The sequence below is a fragment of the Achromobacter ruhlandii genome, from assembly GCF_902859695.1.
In the GTDB taxonomy this organism is placed as follows: Bacteria; Pseudomonadota; Gammaproteobacteria; order Burkholderiales; family Burkholderiaceae_B; genus Achromobacter; species Achromobacter ruhlandii.
In genome coordinates this window covers 16,479-40,233 of sequence record NZ_CADIJL010000025.1, presented here as the reverse complement: position 1 = coordinate 40,233, position 23,755 = coordinate 16,479, and the positions used below count along the sequence as shown (strand labels likewise).

Genomic DNA, 23,755 nt, shown 5'->3' with positions numbered 1-23,755 from the left:
CGTTTCTCCTGTTTGCTCAAGATTGTATTCCGGCACGCAGCGGCACAAAGCGCACGGCCTCTAATTCAGTTCGTTTCCAGCTGGCCGCGCCGGTGCGTTCGATGAGCACCAGGCGCTGGTTGGCGCCCCCTTCGGGAGCGATCAGGCGGCCGCCCGGCGCAAGCTGCTGCAGCAGCGCCTGCGGGATGGTCAGGCCGGCGGCAGCCACAACGATAGCATCGAACGGCGCCACGCCGGGCAGGCCCAGCATGCCATCGCCATAGATCAAGCGGATGCGGGTGGTGAGCCGCAAGGCGCGCAGATGTTCGCGCGCCAGCTCGTACAGGCCGCGGATGCGTTCGATGGAATGCACCTCGCGCACGAACTGGGCCAGCACGGCGGCCTGGTAGCCGCAGCCGGCCCCCACTTCGAGCACGCGGGTGGGCGTGCGGTCTTCGCAGATGGTGGCGATCATGCGCGCCACCACCCACGGCTGCGAAATGGTCTGCGAATGGCCGATGGGCAGGGCCGCATCTTCGTAGGCACGGCTGGCCAGCGCCTCGTCGACGAACAGATGGCGCGGCACCGCGGCCATGGCGTTGAGCACGCGCTCGTCGGTCACGCCCTGGACACGCAGGCGCTGCACCATCGCCTGGCGCAGCCGATCGGAGTTGAGCCCGAGGTTGCCGCCCGCCGACGGCGTGGGCGCCTTGGCCTGGCTTTGCAGCGTGGCGGCCGAGACGCGGGTGTTGCTGTTGGCCGGGGTGACGCCGGGGCTGAGCCGGCCGGAGTCGTACCGCACCGGGCTGGGCCGCCCGGGCACCGCCTGGGAGACGTCCGGCTGGCTTATGCGTCGGCGCATAGCGGCTCCGCCCAGGTCCGGATTTCGTCGAGCTGGCTGTGCTGGGTCAGGTCCAGCCGCAGCGGCGTGACCGACACCATGCCTTGCGCCACCGCGTGGAAGTCGGTGCCGGGCGCGGCGTCGGCCGCCTGCCCCACCGGGCCGATCCAGTAGACCGGATCGCCATAGGGGGTGGTGGTGCGCACCACCGGCTGCGACGGATGGCGCTTGCCCAGGCGCGTGACCTGGAAGCCGTGCATGTCGTCGAAGCGGCGGCTGGGGATGTTGACGTTCAGCAGCACCGGCGCGGCCAGCGGCTGCGCCAGGTGGCGCTCGACCACCAGGCGCGCGGCGCGGGCGGCGGACTCGATGTGTTCCCAGCCCTTCTCGGCCAGCGAGAAGGCGATGGCCGGGATGCCGAACAGGTAGCCTTCGCTGGCGGCCGCCACGGTGCCTGAATAGAGCGTGTCGTCGCCCATGTTGGCGCCGTTGTTGATGCCCGACACCACCAGGTCCGGGCGCGTGTCCATCAGCCCGGTCAGGGCGACGTGGACGCAGTCGGACGGCGTGCCGTTGACAGCGATGAAGCCGTTGGAGGCGGTGCGCACCGACAGCGGACGGTTCAGCGTCAGGGAATTGGAGGCGCCGCTGTGGTTGGTCTCGGGCGCGACGACGGTCAGGTCGCCCAGGCCTTGCAGCGCCTTGACCAGCGCTTCGAGCCCGGGGGCCGAGTAACCATCATCGTTCGAAACCAGAATTCGCATTGTGCATCCGAAAGAAAATAAAACACGGGTGGACCGGCTGGATTGTACCGTCCGCGGAAGGCGCCGGCATGTCCGGCCGTCCCGCCGCTGCGCCAGGGGCCGCCCCCCGGCCCGGGCGACCGGGGTAGAATCCGCAGCCACCGAGACAATTGCACTCATAACAACGGATATCCTTACCCATGGCGATCACCGAACCCTCCCTGGCGTTCTCCGCGGCGCTCATCCTGCTGGCCTACCTGATCGGCTCCGTGCCTTTCGCCGTGGTGGTCAGCAAGCTCATGGGGCTGCAGGACCCCCGCAGCTACGGCTCCAAGAACCCCGGCGCCACCAATGTGCTGCGCACTGGCAACAAGACCGCCGCCGCGCTGACCCTGCTGGGCGACGCCGCCAAGGGCTGGTTCGCGGTCTGGCTGGCGCAGCGCCTGGCGCCCGGCATCGCCCCTGGCCCGCTGGCCGCGGTGGCCGTGGCGGCCTTCCTGGGTCATCTGTACCCGATTTTCCTGGGGTTCAAGGGCGGCAAGGGCGTGGCCACCGCGCTGGGCGTGCTGGTCGCCATCCAGCCGTGGCTGGCGGTCGCCACCGCGGCTACCTGGCTGATCATCGCGGTGTTCTTCCGCTATTCCTCGCTGGCCTCGCTGGTGGCTGCGTTCTTCGCGCCGGTCTACTACGTATTCGGCTCCGGCCTGGCGTGGTACGCCCAGCCGGCCATGGGCATCGCCCTGGCCATCATTGGCGTGCTGCTGTTCTACCGCCACCGCGCCAACATCACGCGCCTGGTGCAAGGCACCGAAAGCCGCATCGGCGGCGGCAAGAAGAAGTGATCCGCGCGCCGGCGCGGGCGGCGCGCCCGGAATAACAAAAGGGGGCCGAGGCCCCCTTTTTCATTGTCCGTCTCAGGCGATATCGGCCAGGTCCCAGCGCGGCCGCACCGTGAAGCCGTGGGCGTCCGGGTCCAGCGTCACCAGCCCCGCCTTGACCCGCTCGGCCGCCGCGAAGGCGATCATGGCGCCGTTGTCCGTGCACAACGACAGCGGCGGGAAATACGCCTGCGCCTTCAAGGGCTTGAGCGCGGCGGCCAGCCTGGCGCGCAGCAGCTGGTTGGCCCCCACCCCGCCCGCCACTACCAGGCGGCGCAGGCCGGTCTGTTTCAAGGCGCGGATCGACTTGGCGGCCAGCACCTCGACGATCGCGGCCTGGGTCGCCGCGGCCAGGTCGGCGCGGGTCTGTTCGTCCAGCCCGCCGTCCTGCTCGGCGGCCTTGACCCGGGTCAGCACGGCGGTCTTCAGGCCGCTGAAGCTGAAATCCAGGTCGCCGCTGTGCAGCATGGGACGCGGCAGGTCGAAACGCGCGGCATCGCCCTGCTCCGCCAGCCGCGCCAGCGCGGGGCCGCCCGGGTAGCCCAGCCCCATCAGCTTGGCGGACTTGTCGAAGGCTTCGCCGGCGGCGTCGTCCAGGGTTTCGCCCAGCAATTCGTAGCGCCCCACCCCGTCCACCCGCATCAATTGCGTATGGCCGCCGGACACCAGCAGGGCCACGAACGGGAAATCAGGCCGCGGGTCGGCCAGCATCGGCGACAGCAGGTGGCCTTCCAGGTGATGAATGGCGATGGCGGGCAGGCGGCGCGACCAGGCGAACGATTGCGCCACGCTGGCGCCCACCAGCAGCGCGCCCGCCAGCCCGGGCCCGGCCGTATACGCCACCGCGCCAATGTCCGACATTTCCAGGCCCGCCTCTTGCAGCACCTGGCGGGTCAGCGGCACCACGCGCCGGATATGGTCGCGCGAGGCGAGTTCGGGCACCACGCCCCCGTATTCCTGGTGCATGGCGATCTGGGTGTGCAGCGCGTGCGCGAGCAGGCCGCGTTCCGTACAGACGGCTGCGACGCCCGTTTCGTCGCAGGAGCTTTCAAAGCCGAGAATAATCATGGCGGCAGAGTTTACAACTGATGCGAAAATACGCCCGTTTACAAAATGACCGGGGGCGCCCAAGCCCCTTCTCACCAACCAAGCCTGCAAGCACCCTGGGGACAAGAATGCTGGAGAAGCTATTCAACCTGCGTGAACACGGCACGACCGCGAGAACCGAGATCGTGGCCGGCCTGACGACATTCCTGACGATGTCGTACATCATCTTCGTGAACCCGGACATCCTGTCGTCCACCGGCATGGACCGCAGCGCCGTGTTCGTCGCCACCTGCCTGGCGGCCGCGCTGGGCTCGCTGGTGATGGCGCTGATCGCCAACTGGCCGATCGGCATGGCGCCGGGCATGGGGCTGAACGCCTTCTTCGCCTTCACCGTGGTCAAGACCATGGGCTACACCTGGGAGCAGGCGCTGGGCGCCGTGTTCATCTCGGGCGTGATCTTCCTGATTCTGACCATCTCGGGTATCCGCGTCTGGCTGGTCAAGGGCATCCCGCACTCGCTGCGCAGCGCCATCGCCGCCGGTATCGGCCTGTTCCTGGCCATTATCGCGCTGTCGAGCGCCGGCATCGTGGTGGCGCATCCGGCCACCAAGGTGACGCTGGGCGACCTGACCACGCCGGGGCCGCTGTTCGCCATCCTGGGCTTTTTCATCATCGCCTCGCTGGACGCGCTGCGCGTGCGCGGCGCCATCCTGATCGGCATCCTGGTGGTCACGGTGCTGTCGATGGCGCTGGGCTACAACGAATTCAAGGGCGTGTTCGCGGCGCCGCCGAGCCTGGCGCCGACGCTGTTCAAGATGGACATCCTGGGCGCGCTGCACACCGGCTTCGTGCACGTCATCCTGGTGTTCGTGCTGGTCGAAGTGTTCGACGCCACCGGCACGCTGGTGGGCGTGGCCAAGCGCGCCGGCCTGATGCCGGAGGGCCGTCCCAACCGCCTGGGCCGCGCGCTGTTCGCCGACAGCACCGCCATCGTCGCCGGCTCGATGCTGGGCACCAGCAGCACCACCGCCTACGTCGAAAGCGCCTCGGGCGTGCAGGCCGGCGGCCGCACCGGTCTGACCGCGCTGGTGGTGGCCCTGCTGTTCCTGGCCGCGCTGTTCATCTCGCCGCTGGCCGGCGCCGTGCCCGCCTACGCCACCGCGCCCGCCCTGCTCTACGTGGCCGGCCTGATGATGCGCGAGCTGATCGACATCGACTGGAACGACGTCTGCGAAGCCACCCCGGCCGCGCTGACCGCGCTGGTGATGCCGTTCACCTATTCCATCGCCAACGGCATCGCCTTCGGCTTCATCAGCTACGTGGTGCTCAAGACCGCGACCGGCCGCGTGCGCGACGTGCATCCGGCCACCTGGCTGGTGGCGATCCTGTTCGTGATCCGCTACGCGTTCTTCCCCGAATAACGCCGGCAAGGCATGCATGCAAAACCGCCGCGCTTCCGGTCCGGAAGGCGGCGGTTTTTTCATTTCACCATGACTCCAGCACCAAACTTCGCTGGACTACGCCAAAGCTCGATACAGCAGGTTTATCAAGGACTTAGGCGAGTTCAACATATGCCGGTGCTTTCCGAAACCTGACCCAACTTCCCGGCTAGTGGCCCCTATGAGGCTCTTGGGAATCGGGTCTTTCCGAGGAGTCATCATGGCTAAGATCAAGCTTACCAAGTCCGCTATCGACGCGGCACAACCCCAGGCGCAGGCCGTCGAACTCAGGGATACCCTGGTGCCGGGCTTCTTGTGCAAGATTACCCCATCGGGCCGCAAGGTGTTCATGCTTCAGTACCGGACGAACGCCGGCGAGCGCCGCAAGCCCGCCTTGGGCCAGTACGGGGAATTGACCGTTGAACAGGCTCGTTCGCTGGCGCAGGAATGGCTCGCCCAAGTGCGCCGGGGCGGTGACCCGGCCGCAGACAAGGCCGCCGCCCGCAAAGCTCCCACGGTCAAGGAGCTTTGCACGAAGTTCATGGAGGACTACTCCAAGCTGCGCAACAAGCCCAGCACGCAGGACGGCTACCAGAGCGTCATCGACCGCAACATCGTCCCGATGATCGGTCGGATGAAGGTTCAGGACGTGAAGCGCCCGGACGTGGCCGGGATGATGAAGAAGATGACGCACAAGCCGGCCGACGCGAACCGCACGTTCAGCGTCATGCGCCGCATGTTCAATCTGGCCGAAGTGTGGGGCTACCGGCCCGACGGCACCAATCCGTGCCGGCATGTCCCGATGTTCCCCAACGGCAAGGCCACCCACCTCATCAGCGACGAGGACATGGGCAAGCTGTTCCGTCATCTTGAGCATCTGGAGGCCGAGGGACTGGAGAGCTACGTCATCCCGCTGGCGATCCGGCTGCAATTCGAGTTCGCCGGCCGTCGCGGCGAAATCGTCACGCTCCAATGGGATTGGGTGGACTTCGAGAACCGGCGCGTCGTCTGGCCCGACAGCAAGACCGGCGGCATGTCCAAGCCCATGAGCGAGGAAGCCTACCGGCTGCTTTCGACAGCACCGCGCCGGGACGATTGCCCGTATGTGCTGCCATCCCCGAACCATCCCGGCCAGCACCTGACCACGGGCGAGTATTACAACGGCTGGAGCCGTGCGCTCAAGGCAGCAGGCGCGGCGCATGTAGGCACGCACGGCATTCGCCACCGCTCGGCGACCGACATTGCCAACTCGGGCATCCCGGTCAAGGTCGGCATGGCGCTGACCGCGCACAAGACCGTGGCCATGTTCATGCGCTACGTCCACACCGAGGATGACCCGGTGCGCAAGGCGGCCGAACTGGTGGCGAACCGGCGCAAGACGATCACCGGCGCCAAGCGGCTCCCTGCGGAGGCAGCGGCATGACCAGGCGCAAGGCATCCATTGCGTCACCCGCAGCGCCAAAGGCGCTGCTGGGCGACATTCGGGCACTGATCGAGGCGTCGCGCCAGCGCGCCGCCTCGGCGGTCAATGCGGAACTGACCTTGCTGTTTTGGCACATCGGCCAGCGCATCCATACGGAGGTGCTGGCCGGGCAGCGGGCCGGGTACGGCGAGGAAATTCTGCCGACCCTGGCCGAGCAGCTTGTCCGCGACTACGGGCGCAGCTTCGCCGACAAGAACCTGCGCCGGATGGTGCAGTTCGCGGCGACCTACCCGGACGAGCCAATTGTCGTGACGCTGTCACGACAATTGAGCTGGTCGCATTTCCTGGCGCTGCTGCCGCTGAAAGACCCGCTCCAGCGAGACTACTACGTGCAGATGGCCAGGGCCGAACGCTGGAGCGTGCGGACGCTGCGCGAGCGCATCGACTCGATGCTCTACGAGCGCACGGCGCTGTCCCAAAAGCCGGAAGAAACCATCGCGCAGGAGCTGGCGACCCTGCGCGATGCGCAGCGCATGACCCCGGCGCTGGTGATGCGCGACCCGTACATCCTCGACTTCCTGGGCCTGCGGGATAGCTGGCAGGAAAGCGACCTTGAGGCGGCCATCATCCGCGAAATGGAAGCCTTTCTGCTGGAGCTGGGCGCGGGCTTCTGCTTCGTCGCCAGGCAGAAGCGCATCCAGATTGACGACGAGGATTTTCACCTTGACCTGCTGTTTTACAACCGCAAGCTGCGGCGGCTAGTGGCCGTCGAATTGAAGATCGGCGAGTTCAAGGCGGCGTACAAAGGGCAGATGGAGCTTTACTTGCGCTGGCTGGACAAGCACGAGAGGGAGCCGGAGGAAGCCCCACCGTTGGGAATCATTCTTTGCACCGGCAAGAAGCGCGAACAGATCGAATTGCTGGAGCTGGATAAATCGGGCATCCACGTTGCCGAGTACCTGACCAGCTTGCCGCCCCGTGCGGTGCTGGGCGAGAAGTTGCAGCAGGCGACCGAGCGGGCGCGGTTGCAGATCGAGCAGCGCAAGCAGGACACCGAGTAGGCCAAGCAGCATTCGTGCGTCCCGGCGTGCCGCCGTCGGGTTCGCGGGCTGCGCCCCGCGCTTCGTGCCGAATCGCGGCCATCCGGCTTTGACCCCTGACGCCTTCGGCCCTGGCGGGCCTGCGCGCTCCGCTTGCACAAAGGCGAGTGTGTGCATTGGGCGGGTGTGGGCGGTCTTGCTGTTCCCTTCACCGTATCACGGCGTTTTCGCCGTCAAGGGCTGCGCGTGCTTGCACGCTTGCGGCCTGGCAGCCGTCCTCGACCCCTGACTGCTTGCGCTGCGCCGTGCTCTCCACGGTTCCGGGCAATTCCGCCCGAGCAACCGGAGCACGATCATGTCGCAACTGTCCTTTTCCTCGTTCGATTCCTCGCTGATGGTGCGTGACGCACAGGGCCGCTACCTGCTGGCGACTGCCGAGCAGATTCTGGAGGCCGCGCGCCAGGCCATCGAGCGCAAGATGCAACGCGGTACGTCGTTCACGTCGCCGGCGGCGGTCAAGGAGTATCTGCGTGCCAAGCTGGCCGGCTTCGAGCATGAGGTGTTCGCGGTGCTGTTCATGGACACGCAGCATCGGCTGATCGAATACGCCGAGATGTTCCGAGGCACCATCGACGGCGCATCGGTGTATCCGCGCGAGCTGGTCAAGGAGGCGCTGCGGCTCAATGCGGCGGTGGTCATCGTGTCGCACAACCACCCGAGCGGCAATCCCGAGCCGAGCGGGGCCGACCGAGCACTGACCCAGCGGCTCAAGGAGGCGCTGGGGCTGGTGGACGTGCGCGTGCTGGATCACGTCATCGTCGCGGGCACCGACACCACCTCGTTTGCCGAACGCGGCCTGATCTGACGAAGGGGCTTCGGCCCCTTTTTGCTGCGCCCGGCGCGGGCCGAGCGAAAACGCTGCCTCGAAAATCCGAGACAGCGTTTCGGAAATTCATGGCCTGCATGGAGGTATGAGGCGGTCTTGCTGTTCCCTTCATCGTGCCACGGCGTTCTCGCTGTCAAGGGCTGCGCGCCGATAGCGCTTGCGTCCTGGCGGCCGTCTGCGACCCCTGACTGCTTGCGCTGCGCCGTGCCCCGGAAGGGTCGGGCAATTCCGCCCGGCATCCTTTCAGGAGTTCACCATGAACCACGCACTCATCACCGACGAGCAGCGCATCGTGCTGCTGGCCAACGGCCGCGCATCGCTGGAGAACCAGCATTTCGATCCGGCCCCCGTGGTCAAGCTGTTCACGCCGGATGCCGGCGCGACCTGGCTGCTGACCGAGATTGATCCCGATGACCACGACCACGCCTTTGGTCTTTGCGACCTGGGCCTGGGAATGCCGGAAATCGGCTGGGTCAGCTTGAACGAATTGGCGACCGTGCGCGGCGGGCTGGGCCTGCCGATCGAACGCGACCTGTCTTTCCGCGCCGAGAAGAGGTTGAGCGCCTATGCACGCGAAGCGCGGCTGGCCGGGCGTGTCGTTGTCTGACCCGGCCCCTTGGAGCGCCGCAAGGCGCTCCATGTGCTTTCTCGACCATCACAGGAGATCCATGCCATGAGCAGCCATCACGACTACATCATCGAAATCACCGCGAAGCACGACGAGCGCAAGCCGTTCGCGCCGGAGAACGGTCAGCCGCTGCGCTTCAAGATCGGCGACGCGGTGATCTACACCAACGACTTCGGCGCGCAGTTCCATCGCCGCGTCACCGGGTTCTATCGGCCTGCCGGGCCTTGCGGGCTGTACGCACTCGGCAAACGCTACCTGCTGGACTCGACCTCCCCGTGGATGCCGGTTGCGGAATCCAGCCTGCGCCCTGACGGCGCGGCTTGACGCCTTCGCGCCCCTTCCGGGGCGCTGCGCGCTTCGCTTGCACTCCAGGGGAAGGCCATACGGCAATCCCCGCCGCGCTGCGCTTGGCGCCCCTCGATACCGCCGCCCCGGCTGCGCCGGCGCGGCAACCCCTGCGCACCAGCGGCATTTCATCCTGGGCATCCAGCCCATGCTGTCCATCGTTGATTGCATGGGCGTCCCCGGCCAAGAAACATGGCCGGTCGCGCTGTGGTGCTGCGCATCGAGCCTCGCTACGCGAGTCTCGCCCCTGACGGGCTTCCATCGTTCCCTCGCTCCGCTCGGCTGACGCCTTCGGCCCGGATTCCTAGATCCGGGCCTGCGCGCTTCGCTTGCGTGCGGTTCGGCACACAGGGACGGCCGTTGCCTTGTCCAGCCGTCTCCCCTGACTTCATCACCTTACCCGCGACCGTAGCACCCGGCCGTGTGCCGTCAAGGCGCGCAGGGCCGTGTCCTCGGCTGCGCCTGCGGGCCGCACCAACCCTGCGCTTGTCTCCTTGACGGCTCCCGTCCGCGCGCTCCTTGGCCGCCGGGCGATGAACTCAGGAAAGACGGTGGCAACAGGGCCAACCGGGTTCCTCGTGCCAACCGCACAGAACAGCCGAAAGGCTGGGCTTCCGAATCTTGGAATCCGGTGTGCGGCTTGAACAGCAAACCCTTTTCGTCAGGAGAAAGACCATGCAACTCGCATCCCGTTTCGCTTCCCGTTCCCCCTCGCTGCGCAGCGATTACCCGCTGACCGGTGACCAGATTCATCGCGTAGCGCCGTCCATCTTCGCGGACGCGCCGCATGAAAGCCGTTCGCAGCGGTACGCCTATATCCCCACTGCCGCCGTGCTGGCCGAGCTTCGCAAAGAAGGCTTCCAGCCCTTCATGGTGACGCAAACCCGCGTGCGCGACGAAGGCAAACGCGAACACACCAAACACATGCTGCGCCTGCGCCACGCCAGCCAGATCAACGGCGCGGAAGCCAATGAAATCGTGCTGCTGAACTCGCACGATGGCACCAGCAGCTATCAGATGCTGGCCGGCATGTTCCGGTTCGTTTGCAGCAATGGCCTTGTGTGCGGCGACACCGTGGCCGATGTGCGCGTGCCCCACAAAGGCGACGTTTCCGGGCATGTCATCGAAGGTGCTTACGAAGTCTTGCGCGGCTTCGACCGGGTGAAGGATTCCCGCGATGCCATGCGCGCTATCACGCTGGACGAAGGCGAAGCCGAAGTGTTCGCCCGTTCCGCGCTGGCCTTGAAGTACGACCCCACCGACAACAAGCCCGCGCCCATCACCGAATCGCAAATCCTGATGCCGCGCCGGTTCGATGACCGCCGCCCGGACTTGTGGAGCGTGTTCAACCGCACCCAAGAAAACCTGACCAAAGGCGGATTGCATGGCCGCAGCGCCAACGGACGCCGCCAGCAGACCCGCCCGGTGCAGGGCATTGATTCCGATGTGCGCCTCAATCGCGCTCTCTGGATGCTGGCCGATGGCCTGCGCCAGTTGAAAGCCTGATTCCCCACGCGGCAGGGGCAGGCAGCAGCCCTTGCCGCTTCTCTCGCTGCTGCATCCCTACCGCTAGGAGTTATCACCATGAACGCCGTTACCAAAACCGAAATCCACGCCCTCGAAACCGCCGCGCCGCTGGAAGTGGCCGACCCGACCAAGAACCTGATTTTGGTTCCGCTGTTGCAGTTGTTGCCGCGCCGTTCCAAGCGCAACGTCCGCACGACCCCGCGCCAGTCCATCCCCGAACTGGCCGCGAGCATCGCCCGTGTCGGCCTGCTCCAAAACCTCATCGTCATTCTGTCCGCCGATGGCGAGCAATACGAAGTGGTGGCGGGCGACCGCCGACTGACCGCGTTGAAGCTGCTGGCGAAGAAGAAGCGCATCGCCGCCGATTACGAAGTGCCGTGCCTGCTGGTGGCCGATGCGTCCGCCCGTACCGTGAGCCTCGCCGAGAACGTGCAGCGCGAAGCCATGCACCCCGCCGACCAGTTCGCGGCCTTCGCCGCGCTGGTCAAGGAAGGCCGACCCATCGAAGACATTGCCGCCGACTTCGGCGTGTCCCCGCTGGTAGTGCAGCGCCGCTTGAAGTTGGCGAACGTGTCGCCGCGCCTGATGACGGATTACCGCGCCAGTGGTGTGACGCTGGAACAGTTGATGGCCTTGACCATCACCGACGACCACGCCGCGCAGGAAGCCGCGTTCTACGCTGCGCCGGAATGGCAGCGCGGGGCATCCGCACTGCGCGACCGCCTGACCGAGCGTGAAATCACCGCCACGCATCCGCTGGTGCGCTTCGTCGGGCTGGACGCCTACACGGCGGCAGGCGGTGGCATCCGCCGCGACCTGTTCGCCGAAGGCGATGCCGGAACCTACCTGACCGATGCCGCGCTGCTGGAAACGCTGGTGCGCGGCAAGCTGGACGCGCAGGCCGAGGACGTGCGCGCCGAGGGATGGGCATGGGTGGAAGCCGTACCACACATGAGCCACGCCGACCGGCAGGCGTTCCAGAGTGCCCCGCGCCAGCGCCGCGAACCGAGCGCCCGCGAAGCCCGCCGCATCGCTTCGCTGCAAACCCGCCTCAACAAGATCGACGCCGAACTGGAAGACGCCTACGACGCCGAGGACGAGGACAAGACCGAGGCGCTGGAACCGCGCCGCGAACAGGTGGCCGGGGAATTGCAGGCCGTGGAGGATGCCTTGCAGGGCTACGCCCCGGACGTGCGCGCCGTGGCCGGTGCCGTCGTCACCCTCGACCGCGAAGGCGAGGCCGTGATTCATCGCGGCCTGCTGCGCGAGGCCGAGGCCAAGGCGCTGCGCACGCTGGAAAAGCTGCGGCAGGGTTTCAGCGCGGGCGACAGTGCGAACGACGAGGAAGGCGACGACACCGACGAAGCGTCCAAGACCGCGAGCCTGTCCGACCGGCTGGCGCAGCGGTTGAGCGCCCACCGCACGGCGGCGCTGCAAACCGAAGTGGCGCGGCACCCACACGTCGCGCTGGCCGCGCTGGTGCATGGCATGGTGCAGGCCGTCTTGCAGGGCAGCCACTACGGCCACGACCTGCCGCTCGGCGTGACCCTGAAAGTGCAGGACCGGCTGGAAGGCATGGCCCCGGACATGCCGGAATCGCCCGTCGCCGTGGCGCTGCGCACCTTGCAGGAAGTCGCGGGCGAAGCGTTGCCGGAGGACAGCGCCGAACTGTTCGCGGCGCTGCTGGAAAAGTCGCAGGACGAACTGGTGCGGCTGCTTGCGGTATGCGTGGCCGCAACGGTGGACGTGGTGACGCCCCGCGCTTCGCAGCACCAGCCCGGCGTGGAACTGGCGCAGGCCGTGGGGCTGGACATGGCCGCATGGTGGAAGCCGACCGCCGAAGGCTACTTCAAGCACGTTTCCAAAGCCGTGATTCTGGAAGCCGTGACCGAGTACGCCCCGGCGCACGTCACCCGGTTGGCGAAACTCAAGAAGGGCGACATTGCCAGCGAAGCCGAACGGCTGGCGGACGGCACCGGCTGGATGCCTGCGGTGTTCAAGGCCGAGGGCGCGGACGACACCACGGCGCAGGACGAGCCGCAGGCCGTGGCCGATGACGCGCCGGAAGCCCTCGAAGCCGACGACGAGGTGCAGGCGCTGGCCGCATGACCCTCACCACTACCGAGCGCCCCGGTTTTCGGCCGGGGCGCTTCGGCAAGCCCGGAGCCTTTCCCATGAATCGCCAGAACCCGACCGCCCGCCCGCGCATGGCAGCGGTCTATGCCCCCGGCATAGTGCGAGCCCGCCGCTGGCATGGCGATGGCGACGTGCGCGGCTACCGTCCGCCGCAGGGCTGGACGGCCTGCGCCGATCTGACCGACATTCACCCCATCACCGGCAGCGCCTTGTCGCGTTCGGTGTGGTGGATCATCGAAACCAAGGAATAACCGCAGCGGCCCCGGCGCGATGCGCCGGGGCCGTTCTCAAAATCCGGGCGCGGCGGTGGCCGCGCCCGGTTTCAATGTCCACAGCAAGACCGCCCCGTCGCCGCCTTTGACCAGGCGGCGACGGGCGGGCGTGCAAGTGTCTTGCACGCGGCACGGCAATCGGCGCCCGCTGGCGCGGGCAGGATCTTGATGGCGCCCCGCCGCAATGGGCGGGGCTTGTGGGGCTACGCCCCGGCTTGCTGCGGCAGGTTGTGCGAAAGCGTGCCGTCCTCGACGCTGGCGGTTCGCCTGTACGTCACGAAGGACGGTTCACCGACACGCCGCCCGGCCTTGCCTTATGGAGCTTCCACGCCACCCCTCAAGCACGTTGCCGCCAGCGGCGGCAAGGGGCATTCTCGCCTTGTCATTGGGGTTGGCCTTGCCCGCGTCAGGGCGCAAGCCGGTGCAGCCGTCATGCGGGGATGCCGAGGTCGGCCATGTCTCCTTTGGGGAGCAGGCGGCCCCTGCGTCCTTGGCTTGTCGTGAATCCTGGCGAGGGCACGGCTGCGCCTTGGGCTTCATGGCGGCAACCTTCCAGCGAAAACAATTTCCCCTGCGCTGCGCGCATTCCTCGCGGGACAAATTCTTTTCGCTTCCAGGTGCTCCACGGTGTTGCGCCCGCTGCGCGGTGCCGCCAGCCCATCCCCCGCCGGCCGGTTCACAACAAGGACGCGATGGGCGCGACCTTGTTCAACCCGAAAGGAGAAACATCATGGCTAACATCGGCACCTTCACCGCAGAGAAAGACGGCTTCACCGGCACGCTCCGCACCCTGACGCTCAACGTCAAGGTCAAGCTGGTTCCCAACGACAAGGGCGACAGCGAGAACGCCCCCGACTTCCGCGTGCAGGCGGCAGGCCACGACATCGGCGCGGCGTGGAAGAAGACCAGCGAGGCCGGACGGTCTTACGTGTCCGTGACCCTCGACGATCCTTCGTTCCCGGCAACGGTCTATGCCCGCCTGATCGAGAACGAGGACGGCACGCACGACCTGATCTGGTCGCGCAGCAAGCCCAAGGCGGCCTGACGGTCGCCCACCGCGCCCCGCCCATTGCGGCGGGGCGCCGTGCTGCTGGCGCAGCACGTCACGCACGCGCCTACGGCGCGTCGCTTTCCTTCGAGATGGCCTCAAGCTCTTGGCGCACCAGCGCCAGAAGCTGCTCGGCCTTGCGCGGGTTGTCGCCGGCGTAGGCCAGCGTCAGCAACGTCAGCGGGTGCACTTCCATGACCTCACACAGCTCGGTCAGCTTGTGCATGGTCGGGCTTTTCAGATCGCGCTCCAGCGAACTCATGTAGGTGCGGCTGGACACGTCCGAAAAGGCTTCCTGGCTCAAGCCGCGCGCCTTCCTGACCGTCCGTATTGCCGTCGCCAATGAGTGTTTCGCTGTCACCAACTTGGTTTCCCCGTAAAAACCAAGATGACAGCCCATTGAACCCAATAGGGCTACAATCTAAAGTGTTCATTTGGCGATGTTGATTTCCGTATTCGTGCCTTTACGGAAATCCGCATCGGCGGATTCCGACAGAACCGGGGAATCGCATCCGTGTCTTTCCGGCTTCCTACAATCCCGCTTACGCGCATGCGTTCTTCTACGGATGCGATGGTTTGCACATCCGTGCTTGCGCACGAAAGCACGGAAACGGTTTGGCGGTTCCGTGCTTCGACGCAGAAGCGCATCCGCGCATCCTCGGTTTCGTGGAGGTTCCGGCCATGACCCTGCCGCTTCTCACCGCCGACGAACGCGCCCGGCTGCTGGCCCACGGCGCGGCACGCGCTGCCGGCCAAGGCATCGACCCGATGCCCGTGGTGCGACTGTTCACGCCGGACGCGCACGCGACCTGGCTGCTGGTGTCGCTCGATCCCGCCGATGGCGACACGGCCTACGGCCTGATCGACCTCGGCATCGGGATGCCTGCGCTGGGAACGGTCAAGCTCTCCGACCTGGCCGGCATCGTCGGGCCGCGCAAACTGCCGGTGCGGCGGGATCGGTATTTCCAGGCGGTGCGCCCGCTGTCGGAGTATGTCCGGCTGGCCCAGGAGAACGGTTCGATCACGGACTGATGAACGCCAGCGCAGTCCGGCCAGCCGGGCGCATTGAGACTATTTCAGTCTTACTCAAGACCGGACAGGTCTGGATCGGCATTGATGCACCGAAGCGGTGCCAGCCTGATGCAAACAGTCATGATCTTTGGCAAGGACTGCGGCACGGTATCCGATGCCGCGCACCATTTCCGGGTTGTGCGGCCGTCGCATTCAGACGATTTCCGCAACACGCCGGAGCCAAACGGTCTTGACACCGACAGTTACAGCTTAACCCGATCTTGATGACGACCTGGTGGCGATTCGATAGCTCCCGCACGGCGGAATCCGTGGCGACGCCCGAGCACAGGGAGGTTTTGCCATGACTGATCGCAGCGCCGAACCCTGGTATCCGACAGCGGCCTATCTCTACGTCCTGCACCTCGACGGCCCCGCGCTGGCCTGGGAATACCTGCGCCGGAATCCCGGCTACCGCCGCGACTGGCTGCACCGTCGCCGCTGGCCGGACGCGGCGCAGGCGTGGGGCCTGCGCCTGCTGGAAGACCCGGCGCTGGATGCGCGCGACGCGCATCCAGCCTGGTTCCCCGATCACGATGCCGTGGTGCAGCTCTACCCGGATGACGACCCGCCACCCGAAGCCCATGCCTTCGAGTTCTGGCGCGTTCCTGGCCGCAAGCAACTGATCCACGACGGCAAGCGCCTGGTGCTGGTGTCGCACTGGCCCGGCTGCTGCCTGCGGCTCGCACTCGGGCCGGGCCTGGAGGACGGCATGGCCTACCTCTACGCCACTCGGGCCTGCGCCACGCCGTGCGCGCGCTATCGCACGCTCGCGGCCGGGCTGGACGCCCTGGCCGTGGCCACGGTCGTCGCGCCTGCGGCGGCGGCCCGTTCCCGGCCCACGCCGGCCGCGCTGCTGGAACTGCATACGCTCCAGGCGCTCGACGCGACCCTGGCGGGCGCGTCCCTGCGCGAAATGGCCGAAGGTCTCTTCGGTGCCGATGCCGTCGCCGCCGACTGGCACACCGACAGCGCCTTGCGCGCCCGCGTGCGCAGGCTGGTGCGCCGTGGCGAGGCGCTGATGCGCGGCGGCTATCGCCGCCTGGCACAGCTTCCGCCGCTGCGGTTGCAGTAGGGGGGGACGTTTCGCGTCCCCCGCAGATCGTCCCTTCGCGGGGTGCCGCGCTTTCTTGAAAGTGCCTCTATCCGGCCGCGTGGTGTGGCCGGGCTTGATGGAGGTTCATCCCATGCGACCTGCTTCCTTGCGGCCTGCCGCCGCTGCTGTCGCTGCGCCTGCGCAGCCCCAACGCTACCTGACCAACGACGAAGCCGCCGAGTACCTGCGCCTCAGTCCCCGCACGCTGGAGAAACAGCGCGTGGTCGGCGGCGGCCCGAAGTTCCGCAAGTTCGGCCGGCGCGTTATGTACGCCGTGAGCGACCTCGATGCCTGGGCCGACCAGCGCAGCTACGAGGCAACGTCCGACCCGGAATATGCCGGACGCCATGCGGGCGACTACCGTGATGGCCGCTGATCGTTGGCGCGTGGGTGGCCGTCGCCATGTCCAGCCCGCCAGGGCAAGCCTTGCCGCAGCGCGAACAGCTCGACCTGTTCCGCGCGCTGCCGGGCGACATGGCACCCCGCGACAGCCAGGACTTAATGGCCTTTCCATTCTTCTCGCTGGCGAAGTCGCGGCGCACGGCGCCGATCGACTTCCGCGCCGGCGGCATCACCATCCGCGTGGAAGGCACGGCCGAGCATGGCATCGCCACGATATGGGATGCCGACGTGTTGATATGGGCCGCCTCGCAGATCGTGGAGGCGCGCGACGCGGGCATCCGCCCCTCGCGCTGGATACGCGCCACGCCCTACGAGATCCTGCGCTTCATCGGGCGCAGCACGTCGCTCAACGACTACCAGCGCCTGAAAGCGGCGCTCGACCGGCTGCAATCGACCAGCATTGCCACGTCCATCCGCGAGACGACCGGCCGGCGGCTGCACCGTTTCTCGTGGATCAACGAATGGCGCGAGCTGGCCGACGCCAGCGGCACGCCGCTGGGCATCGAACTGATCCTGCCGGACTGGTTCTATGCCGGCGTGCTCGATGCCGCGCTGGTGCTGACCATCGACCCGGCCTATTTCCGCTTGAAGGGCGGCATCGAACGGTGGCTGTACCGCCTGGTGCGCAAGCACGGCGGGCGGCAGGAACACGGCTGGCAATTCGACTTCAAGCACCTGCACCGCAAGTCGGGCAGCGCGGCGCGCTTCTCGGACTTCGCCTACGACCTGCGCGCCCTCGTGGCGCGGCAGTCGCTGCCCGGCTACGTCCTGGGCATCGAGCGAATGCCGGACGACGGGCAAGAACTGCTGACCTTCCGGCCCGTGCTGCATACGGCACGGGGATAACTGCGGGAAAAGGTGTGGACGGCCTCGTGCTATCAGGAGTACCGGGTATCGTGCTATCGGGAGTACGCCTATCGTGCTATCAGGAGTACGAAAACGCCGGAAAGCCAATAACGGCGCGGGTTTGCGCCCCCTCTAACTTCCCTAACAAGAAATACATAACTTTTAGTAGAAGCGCGCCGTTTCGGTGGACAACCACCCAACGGCACGGCGAACAGCGTTTTGCACGACAGGCAAAGCCCGGCTTTCCAGCAGGGAGGGCCGCGCCATGATCCTCGCTCTGCTCAACCAGAAAGGCGGTGTCGGCAAGACGACGCTCGCCACCCACATCGCGGGCGAACTGGCGCTGCGCGGCCAGCATGTCGTCCTGCTCGATGCCGACCCGCAGGGTTCCTCGCTGGACTGGACGCAGCGCCGCAGCCAGCAAGGCTTGCCACGGCTGTTCAGCGCCGTGGGCCTGGCCCGCGAAACGCTGCATCAGGAAGCGCCAGAACTCGCTAGGCGGGCCGATCACGTCATCATTGACGGCCCGCCGCGCATCGCCGCCTTGGCGCGCTCCGCGCTGCTGGCGGCCGAGCGCGTACTGATCCCGGTGCAGCCCAGCCCCTACGACCTTTGGGCCAGCTCGGAAATGGTTTCGCTGATCCGCGAGGCACAGGTATTCCGGCCTGCGCTGCGCGCGGCCTTCGTCATCAACCGGCGCGTCAGCACCACCATCATCGGCCGCGAAGCGCGGCAATCGCTGGCTGAACAGCCGCTGCCCGCGCTGCGCTCGGAAGTGCATCAGCGCATCGTGTTCGCCGACAGCGTGGCCGCTGGCCGGCTCGCACGCGAGACAGCGCCCGACAGCGCCGCCGCACGCGAAATCACCGCCCTGGTGGACGAACTGCTGCGGTGGCCGACATGACAGCAAAGCAGCCACCACGCGGTAAGCGCGTCGGCATCGGCGCACGTCCGCCCGCGAATCCGCACGCCGAGGCGTGGATTCGCCAGGGCGACGCCGATGCGCTGGGCAAAGGCGACCTCTACACCGCGCGCCTGACCCTCGACATCACACCCGCCATGCGGGCGCGCATCAAGGTGTCGGCCTTCACGCAGGGCGTGACCGTGGCCGACCTGCTGCGCGGTCTGCTGGAGCGAGAGTTTCCAGAACACCGCAGGGAGAACACACCATGACCGCATCCGCTTCGCCCGCTGCTGGCGCGGCCACGGCTGCACCGTCGCTGCATCCCGCGGCACTCGCCGGCCAGGCCGGCAACGTCCCGCTGACGCGCGTTTCGCTGGCCTACATCGAGGCCCGCTTCAAGCTCTACCTGCGCTTCGGCGAACCCGCGCGCACGCTCCAGCTCGACCGCTGGCGGCGCTGCGCGGTGTTCCTACCGGGCGCGATGCTCTGCCGCATCCGCTGGCAGGCGAATGACTACGGCACGATTCGCTGGCAGCTCATGGTGATGCAGGCTTGCACACCGCTGGACGCGGCGCAGCGCATCCCCGGCGTGCAGCCGGGCGCGCGCCTGCTGCTGCACGCCGAAGGCGATGCCAACGTGCGCGTCGTGCTGGAGCGCATCGACGCCATCGAGACGCTGGGCATCGCCGCCATCGACGTGTCGCCCGCGTACTGGCGCACGCTGGGCAACCGTCTTGCAGCGCGTTCGCCGCTGCCCGAATACGCCGCCGAGCGGCACGCTGCTTGGATGGCCGGGAAGGTGCTGCTATGACTGCCCCGACCACCACGGCCAGCACACCCGCCGGTGCGCCACGTCCTCGCTCGCACCCGCGTTCACGTTTGCGCGCTCGCATCGTCGTGGCGACACTGGCCGCCATCGGCTTCGCTGCGCTGGCCTGGGCGTCTCTCGTGTCGCCGCTGCCGCGCCTGACCTACAACCCGTCCGACAGCGTGGCGGTCGGCTGGTATCGCATCGACCCGCTCGACCCGCGCACCGCCTCGCTGCCACGTCCCTTGTCCGTGGATAGCATCGTGCTGGTGCCGCTGCCGGCCACGGCTGCCACACTCGCTGCGCAGCGCGGCTACCTGCCGACGCGCGTGCCGCTGCTCAAACGTGTGGGCGCGGTCGCGCCGCAACACGTCTGCATCGTCGCCGGTCAGGTACGCATCGACGGCGTGCCTTCGGCCGCCGCGCTGCCCGCCGACCGGATGGGCCGGGCGCTGCCATCCTGGCCGCAATGCCGGCAGCTTCGCCCTGGCGAACTGTTCCTGCTCAGTGTGACCAATCCGGCGTCCTTCGACAGTCGGTATTTCGGCCCAGTCAGCGCATCCACCGTGATCGGTGTCGCGCATCCGGTCTGGCTGGAGAAACGCCCATGATGGCCGCCGATTCGCTGCGCTTCGGCGTGCCATCGGGCATGTCGATCCGCTGGCTGCTGCCGTGTCGCCGCGCCTGCCGTGCCGGTGCATTCGCATCGCACGTCGCGCTGCATCCGGCGCAGCCGTCCAACGTGCAGGCGTCTTGCCTCGAACGCGCCCGGCCTACGGCCATCGCCGCGTTCGCCGGCGCGCTGGCTGCTCACGCAGCAGCGCCGCCGGGCCGCCGGTGCCTGGAGCGTCAGCGGAAGGCAACGGCGGAAGGCAAGACAAAAGGACGCGGCACCGGGCCGCGTCGAAAGCCAGTCTGCACGTGGGGTTGGCGCGGCACGGTGCAGCTTCGCCGCCGTGCCGCGTATGGCGCGAGGCCCGCGCCAATGCAGGCATGTCCGCGTGCTTCGCACGACAGGACACGCCAGAGCTTGCAAAGAGTGCAGCCATGAGCGACCGCCGCGACGACGATTTCCGCGTGCGCCCCAGCGCCCCGCAGAATCGGGGCAAGGGCCAAGGGCAGAGCTTCGTTTCCAAGGTGCTCAAGCAGGCGGGCAAGGCCAGTAGCGGCAAGTCCACGGTGCGCCGTCCGGCGTCGGCGCGTGGCACCGCCCAACGCCCCGGCTCGCGCCTGGGCCGCGGCCATACGGCGGCGCGCTTCGCGGGCGCGAAGCTGACGCCCATGTCCCGGCGCGTGACCATCAAAACCTTGCTGGTCAATCACCAACGGGCCAGCCCGCAGTCGCTCGCCAAGCACCTGCGCTACATCGAGCGCGACGGCGCGGGCCGCGATGGCGAACCGGGCCGGGCCTACGGGCCACAAGCCGACGAAGCCGACTTGGACGCCTTCAAGGAACGCTGCGCCGACGACCGCCACCATTTCCGCTTCATCGTTTCGCCCGAAGACGGCGCGGAACTGGACGACCTGCGCACCTATACCCGGCATCTGGTGAACCGCATGGAAGCCGACCTGGGTACGCGGCTGGATTGGGTGGCCGTGGATCACTGGAACACTGACAACCCGCACACCCACCTGATCGTGCGCGGGCGCGACGACACCGGCAAAGACCTCATCATCGCGGGCGACTACATCGTCCACGGCTTCCGTCATCGGGCCGCCGAACTGGCGACCGAGTGGCTGGGGCCACGCACCGAACTGGAGATTCAGCAGACCTTGCAGCGCGAGGTGGAGCAAGAGCGGTGGACGAGCCTGGATCGCACGTTGAAGCGCGAGGCCGGCGACGATGGCCTGGTGCATGTCGAACGGCTCAACGAACCTCGCTTGCAGCGCCAACGCCTGCTGCTGATCGGCCGCCTGCAACGCTTGCAGCGCCTGGGCCTGGCCGACGAGACGCAGCAGGGCACCTGGGCCGTCCATGCGGATGCGGAAAAGACCCTGCGCGCCCTGGGCGAGCGTGGCGACATCATCCGCACCATGCAGCGGGCCATGCGCGGCGAGCCGCGCGAGCTGGCGGTGTTCGAGCCGGGGGACGACGGCCGAACCATCCTTGGGCGCGTGGCCGCGAAAGGACCGGCCGACGAGCTGCGCGACCGAGGCTATCTGGTCATCGACGGCGTGGACGGCAAGGCCCATTACGTCGCGCTCAACGCCCGCGACGAGCTGGCGAACTACCCGGCCGGGGCTGTGGTGGAGGTGAAGGGATCGGCCGACGTGCGCGCGGCCGACAGGAACATCGCCGCGCTGGCGAGCGATGGCCTGTACCGCACCGACCACCACCTGGCGGTGGCGCAGGGGCAGGCCGTACCGGGCCGCGACCCGCAGGAGGTCGTGGCCGCCCACGTCCGCAGGCTGGAAGCCCTGCGCCGGGCCGGCATCGTGGAGCGCGTGGCTGAAGGGCTATGGAAGGTGCCGGGCGACCTGCCCGAGCAGGGCCGCCAGTACGACGCGCAACGCCTAGGCGGCGTGGCCGTGGAGCTGAAGTCGCACCTGCCCATCGAGCGGCAAGCCCGCGTCATCGGGGCCACCTGGCTCGACCAGCAGTTGATCGGCGGCGGCTCGGGCCTGGGCGACCTGGGCTTTGGCGCAGAGGCCAAGCAGGCGATGCAGCAGCGCGCCGACTTCCTCACCGAACAGGGGCTGGCCGAGCGGCGCGGACAGCGCGTGATCCTGGCGCGCAACCTGCTGGGCACGCTGCGCAACCGGGAACTGGCGCAGGCCGCGAAGGACATTGCTGCCGATACCGGCCTGGAACATCGCCCGGTGGCCGACGGCCAGCGTGTTGCCGGCATCTATCGCCGCAGCGTCATGCTCGCCAGCGGGCGCTACGCGATGCTCGATGACGGCATGGGCTTCTCGCTGGTGCCGTGGCGGCCGGTGATCGAGCGGCGGCTGGGCCAGCAGCTTGCCGCCACGGTGCGCAGCGGCGGCGTGTCCTGGGAGGTAGGACGACAACGCGGGCCATCAATTTGATGCTGGTCTGCTGGCCGTTTGCCCATCCAAAACTGCTACCGGGTCAGTCGCCGCAAAGCAATCGTGCCAACCGCCATCAAGGCAGCAGCGAGGGCAAAGCCCAGCACAGGCGACACCGCCGTCCAGAGCAAGCCGACCGTGGCACTGGATAGGAACTTCGCGCCGCCGTTGACCGTCCCCAGCGCGCCATAGCTCAACGCCAGCTTGTCAGGCTCCACCATCTCAGCGGTGACGGTGGATTCGAGTGCTTCCTGAACCGCGACATACAACCCTGCAATGAAAAATAGACCTGCGAGCAGTGTCACGTTGTCCGTCCCGAACCAGAACGCGAGTGCTGTCAGCGCGGCCGTCAGGGTGCCGAGTACATAGCCTGCCATCAACACGTGCGCATGGCCGATGCGGTCGGCCAGGTGGCCGATCGGGTAGGACACGATGACCTGGACGACATTGCGCCAGACATAGAGCAGGCCGGCAACCTGCGCGGCCTTGACCACGCCCAGCTTCGGGGTCAGCAGCGTGGTGGCGGCCAGAATCAGCAGGCTGTGCGAGAAGTCGCCGACGCCGAAGATGCCCACCGCGCCGAGATACCGCTTGAACCGCGCGGGCAGACCGCGCAATGTGCTGAAAAACTTCAACGCCGGATTGGGTGAGTGTTGCGGGTCTTGCACCAGCGTCAAGAAGGCCAGCACAGCCAGCGCGCCAGGGATCACGGACAACCACAGCACAAGGCGGAACGGCCCTGCCGTGCTGTCCCAATGCAACCCTTGCGCCCAACCCAGCAACGCCACGCCCAGCAGCGGGCCGACCACGGCGCCCACTGTGTCGGCGGCCCGATGGAAGCCAAAAGCGCGCCCGCGTGCCTGCGGCAATACCGCCTGGATCACGATGGCATCGCGCAGCGGCCCGCGCAGCCCTTTGCCGAACCATGACACGATGCGGCCAAGCAGGAGCAAGGGCCAGCCGGCCGCCAGGGCAATTAGCGCCTGGCCCACGGGCGTCAAGCCATAGCCGGCCAGAACCAGCAGCTTGCGGTGGCCGAGCTTGTCGGCGATGTAGCCCGAAACCATCTTGGTGAAGGCCGCGACTGCATCGGCGATCCCTTCGATGATGCCCAGCGCCGCCGCCGGGATGCCCAGCACGGCCAGGAAGCCCGGCAGGATGACGGTCGTGGTTTCGTAGCAGAAGTCACCCAGGGCGCTCGTGATGCCCGCGCCGGCGACAGTTCGATTGAGCCAGCCTTTCGCCGGCTCTTCCGTAGGGGCCGACAGGGCGGCCTCGGTAGGTTCGCTCATTTCGTTATTCCTTTCCGGCCGTGGCTTGAGGTGCAGCCGTTCGGCCAATGTGGGGAGGTACATGGCAGCACCATCGG

Annotated in this window: 26 protein-coding genes; 21 read left to right on the top strand and 5 right to left on the bottom strand. The window is 67.4% G+C overall.

All coding sequences use genetic code 11. The annotated features are described in order from the left end of the window. Window positions 1-16 precede the first annotated feature (16 nt). Together HV742_RS23820 and surE are read right to left on the bottom strand one after the other, a co-directional pair. Window positions 17-841, bottom strand: coding sequence for a protein-L-isoaspartate(D-aspartate) O-methyltransferase (locus tag HV742_RS23820; protein WP_049073462.1), 825 nt, complete (start codon window positions 839-841; stop codon window positions 17-19). Then, window positions 826-1,584 carry a 5'/3'-nucleotidase SurE gene (gene surE, locus HV742_RS23815; RefSeq protein ID WP_049073461.1) on the bottom strand — a complete coding sequence of 253 codons (759 nt, stop codon included), beginning with the start codon at window positions 1,582-1,584 and terminating at the stop codon, window positions 826-828. Before surE ends, HV742_RS23820 begins: the two co-directional genes overlap by 16 nt. 179 nt (window positions 1,585-1,763) lie before the next feature. On the opposite strand from surE, the gene plsY reads away from it, so the two are divergent. Beyond that, entirely contained in the window at window positions 1,764-2,405 is a 642-nt protein-coding gene (gene plsY / locus HV742_RS23810) for a glycerol-3-phosphate 1-O-acyltransferase PlsY (RefSeq protein ID WP_049073460.1), read from the top strand. A gap of 72 nt (window positions 2,406-2,477) precedes the next feature. Here plsY and tsaD read toward each other — a convergent pair whose 3' ends face one another. Beyond that, a complete protein-coding gene (gene tsaD / locus HV742_RS23805; protein ID WP_054417515.1) occupies window positions 2,478-3,509 on the bottom strand; it encodes a tRNA (adenosine(37)-N6)-threonylcarbamoyltransferase complex transferase subunit TsaD in 1,032 nt (343 codons plus the stop codon). 107 nt (window positions 3,510-3,616) lie between these two features. Here tsaD and HV742_RS23800 point away from each other — a divergent pair, with 107 nt between their 5' ends. The 10 genes from HV742_RS23800 (at window position 3,617) to HV742_RS23755 (ending at window position 14,229) form a co-directional block, all read left to right on the top strand. Then, window positions 3,617-4,909 (top strand): NCS2 family permease, encoded by a 1,293-nt coding sequence (locus HV742_RS23800; RefSeq protein ID WP_049073458.1) that lies wholly within the window; start codon window positions 3,617-3,619, stop codon window positions 4,907-4,909. A 238-nt stretch (window positions 4,910-5,147) separates the two neighbouring features. Beyond that, on the top strand, window positions 5,148-6,350 hold the full coding sequence (locus HV742_RS23795) for a tyrosine-type recombinase/integrase (protein ID WP_175146558.1): 1,203 nt from the start codon (window positions 5,148-5,150) through the stop codon (window positions 6,348-6,350). Next, a complete protein-coding gene (locus HV742_RS23790; RefSeq protein ID WP_175146557.1) occupies window positions 6,347-7,411 on the top strand; it encodes a PDDEXK nuclease domain-containing protein in 1,065 nt (354 codons plus the stop codon). The genes HV742_RS23795 and HV742_RS23790 overlap by 4 nt, the downstream gene beginning before the upstream one ends. 334 nt (window positions 7,412-7,745) lie before the next feature. Continuing rightward, the gene (gene radC, locus HV742_RS23785; protein ID WP_175146556.1) at window positions 7,746-8,255 is read left to right on the top strand and encodes a RadC family protein; all 510 of its coding nucleotides are present in this window, start codon (window positions 7,746-7,748) and stop codon (window positions 8,253-8,255) included. A 277-nt stretch (window positions 8,256-8,532) separates the two neighbouring features. Beyond that, window positions 8,533-8,883 carry a DUF2958 domain-containing protein gene (locus tag HV742_RS23780; RefSeq protein WP_175146555.1) on the top strand — a complete coding sequence of 117 codons (351 nt, stop codon included), beginning with the start codon at window positions 8,533-8,535 and terminating at the stop codon, window positions 8,881-8,883. Between the two features lie 66 nt (window positions 8,884-8,949). After that, entirely contained in the window at window positions 8,950-9,228 is a 279-nt protein-coding gene (locus HV742_RS23775; protein WP_175146554.1) for a hypothetical protein, read from the top strand. A 696-nt stretch (window positions 9,229-9,924) separates the two neighbouring features. After that, complete coding sequence (locus HV742_RS23770) at window positions 9,925-10,755, top strand: DUF932 domain-containing protein (protein ID WP_175146553.1); 831 nt, start codon at window positions 9,925-9,927, stop codon at window positions 10,753-10,755. Between the two features lie 78 nt (window positions 10,756-10,833). Next, window positions 10,834-12,885 carry a ParB/RepB/Spo0J family partition protein gene (locus HV742_RS23765; RefSeq protein ID WP_175146552.1) on the top strand — a complete coding sequence of 684 codons (2,052 nt, stop codon included), beginning with the start codon at window positions 10,834-10,836 and terminating at the stop codon, window positions 12,883-12,885. Between the two features lie 65 nt (window positions 12,886-12,950). Further along, on the top strand, window positions 12,951-13,163 hold the full coding sequence (locus tag HV742_RS23760) for a hypothetical protein (RefSeq protein ID WP_175146571.1): 213 nt from the start codon (window positions 12,951-12,953) through the stop codon (window positions 13,161-13,163). A gap of 751 nt (window positions 13,164-13,914) precedes the next feature. Beyond that, entirely contained in the window at window positions 13,915-14,229 is a 315-nt protein-coding gene (locus tag HV742_RS23755) for a DUF736 domain-containing protein (protein WP_175146551.1), read from the top strand. 70 nt (window positions 14,230-14,299) lie between these two features. On the opposite strand, the gene HV742_RS23750 is transcribed toward HV742_RS23755, so the two are convergent. Next, window positions 14,300-14,593 (bottom strand): helix-turn-helix domain-containing protein, encoded by a 294-nt coding sequence (locus tag HV742_RS23750; protein ID WP_175146550.1) that lies wholly within the window; start codon window positions 14,591-14,593, stop codon window positions 14,300-14,302. Between the two features lie 320 nt (window positions 14,594-14,913). Here HV742_RS23750 and HV742_RS23745 point away from each other — a divergent pair, with 320 nt between their 5' ends. From HV742_RS23745 to HV742_RS23700, 10 genes are all read left to right on the top strand, one after another. Beyond that, complete coding sequence (locus HV742_RS23745; protein ID WP_060092169.1) at window positions 14,914-15,264, top strand: DUF2958 domain-containing protein; 351 nt, start codon at window positions 14,914-14,916, stop codon at window positions 15,262-15,264. A 340-nt stretch (window positions 15,265-15,604) separates the two neighbouring features. After that, window positions 15,605-16,375, top strand: a complete 771-nt coding sequence (locus tag HV742_RS23740) for a DUF2285 domain-containing protein (protein WP_175146549.1) — start codon at window positions 15,605-15,607, stop codon at window positions 16,373-16,375. A gap of 112 nt (window positions 16,376-16,487) precedes the next feature. After that, window positions 16,488-16,772 carry a helix-turn-helix transcriptional regulator gene (locus tag HV742_RS23735; protein ID WP_175146548.1) on the top strand — a complete coding sequence of 95 codons (285 nt, stop codon included), beginning with the start codon at window positions 16,488-16,490 and terminating at the stop codon, window positions 16,770-16,772. A 26-nt stretch (window positions 16,773-16,798) separates the two neighbouring features. Continuing rightward, on the top strand, window positions 16,799-17,644 hold the full coding sequence (locus tag HV742_RS23730) for a replication initiator protein A (RefSeq protein ID WP_175146547.1): 846 nt from the start codon (window positions 16,799-16,801) through the stop codon (window positions 17,642-17,644). A gap of 265 nt (window positions 17,645-17,909) precedes the next feature. Then, window positions 17,910-18,548, top strand: coding sequence for a ParA family partition ATPase (gene parA, locus HV742_RS23725; protein WP_175146546.1), 639 nt, complete (start codon window positions 17,910-17,912; stop codon window positions 18,546-18,548). Continuing rightward, window positions 18,545-18,817 (top strand): chromosome partitioning protein ParB, encoded by a 273-nt coding sequence (locus HV742_RS23720; protein ID WP_175146545.1) that lies wholly within the window; start codon window positions 18,545-18,547, stop codon window positions 18,815-18,817. Before parA ends, HV742_RS23720 begins: the two co-directional genes overlap by 4 nt. After that, the gene (locus HV742_RS23715) at window positions 18,814-19,359 is read left to right on the top strand and encodes a DUF2840 domain-containing protein (RefSeq protein WP_175146544.1); all 546 of its coding nucleotides are present in this window, start codon (window positions 18,814-18,816) and stop codon (window positions 19,357-19,359) included. Before HV742_RS23720 ends, HV742_RS23715 begins: the two co-directional genes overlap by 4 nt. Continuing rightward, window positions 19,356-19,967 (top strand): S26 family signal peptidase, encoded by a 612-nt coding sequence (locus tag HV742_RS23710; RefSeq protein WP_175146543.1) that lies wholly within the window; start codon window positions 19,356-19,358, stop codon window positions 19,965-19,967. The genes HV742_RS23715 and HV742_RS23710 overlap by 4 nt, the downstream gene beginning before the upstream one ends. Next, window positions 19,964-20,407, top strand: coding sequence for a hypothetical protein (locus HV742_RS23705; RefSeq protein WP_175146542.1), 444 nt, complete (start codon window positions 19,964-19,966; stop codon window positions 20,405-20,407). The genes HV742_RS23710 and HV742_RS23705 overlap by 4 nt, the downstream gene beginning before the upstream one ends. Then, entirely contained in the window at window positions 20,404-22,386 is a 1,983-nt protein-coding gene (locus tag HV742_RS23700) for a relaxase/mobilization nuclease domain-containing protein (RefSeq protein ID WP_175146541.1), read from the top strand. The genes HV742_RS23705 and HV742_RS23700 overlap by 4 nt, the downstream gene beginning before the upstream one ends. Before the next feature lie 35 nt (window positions 22,387-22,421). On the opposite strand, the gene HV742_RS23695 is transcribed toward HV742_RS23700, so the two are convergent. Continuing rightward, window positions 22,422-23,678: an MFS transporter gene (locus tag HV742_RS23695; RefSeq protein WP_175146540.1), complete on the bottom strand. Its 1,257-nt coding sequence runs from the start codon at window positions 23,676-23,678 to the stop codon at window positions 22,422-22,424. Between the last annotated feature and the right edge of the window lie 77 nt (window positions 23,679-23,755).